At 48.8% G+C, this 1001-nt stretch carries 1 protein-coding gene; it reads left to right on the top strand.

The genetic code is table 11. From position 1 onward, the window contains the following. Window positions 1-355 precede the first annotated feature (355 nt). Window positions 356-1001: hypothetical protein (locus tag ACOCD2_RS21910; RefSeq protein WP_419626116.1), on the top strand; the 646-nt coding region annotated here is incomplete at its 3' end.

Here is a 1001-nt window from a genome sequence, read left to right as displayed (position 1 = left end):
GAGTCGATTTTGGGGACTGGGATGTCCCAAAATCTATCACGAGGCCGAAGACACGCTTGGTTGTCGGCTTCTGGGGTTGAAAAGTCCAGGGAGAGTCTTTGTCAATATCCTGTTAATAGCGGTCGACACGGGAAAAGTTTTTCTTCCGGCCACTTGAGGGGGGTATTTTGGGGTGCATCGTGCCATGGTGAGATGCCGATAGCCAACTGTCCGCAGGTCTGGGGTACGAATCCTCTTTCTGCCCTTCAGCCTTATCCGGGAATCGTGGGATTTGTGATATGGAACTTGTCCACCATTCATTGGTCATATGTTAAACTGATGACGTGTTCTATGCTGAATAGTCGGAGTTAGGAGAATGAAGAAAGCTTGTTCAAAGATGGGTGTAGGTGTTGTAATCGCATTGCTTTACCAAGGAGCTTATGCGGTAGATGTATATATCGTTGATCCCAGTCACCCAAATCCTGGTCAGTTGTGCAGCGGTTTTAATGATATGAATAGCACATCAGATCGGATCGAACTCAGCTTCGGTCAGGATTGTGTAGGCACTAACCAGGGTGGTGATGGCATACCCCAAGTGACAAATCATAGCCTTTCCGTAACAGGGGGAGGTCGTGGTTCAGTGAGTGTTTCTGATAACGCTACAGTAAAACTTCCCCTTCCTGCCGATGCGCTGGATATCGTCTCAGGGCCAGATTCTGCCAAGGGTTCAGTAGCGACAAATGGTGCAATAGTTACTTACACTGCCTTGCCAACTGAAAGTGCAATCATCGATAGTTTTCAGTACCGACTGAAAGATGCAACAGGCACGTTTTCCACGGCAGCCACCGTTTCCGTATCTATTTCTGCAGGTGGTGGTGGTGGCGGTGGTGGTGGCGGTGGTGGTGGTGATGAGACTTGCAGTGGCGGCGGTAATGTAGTCTGTAAAGGTGATGACCTTGCTCTAGAAAATGGGGGAACAATTGCTCAATTTGAAGATATTGCCGCCGACCAAATCCATGTGT

Source organism: Thiolapillus sp. (assembly GCF_048562965.1).
GTDB lineage: Bacteria > Pseudomonadota > Gammaproteobacteria > Chromatiales > Chromatiaceae > Thiolapillus > Thiolapillus brandeum_A.
Note: the sequence above shows the minus strand (reverse complement) of the source record. Positions and strands in the feature narration are given on the sequence as shown.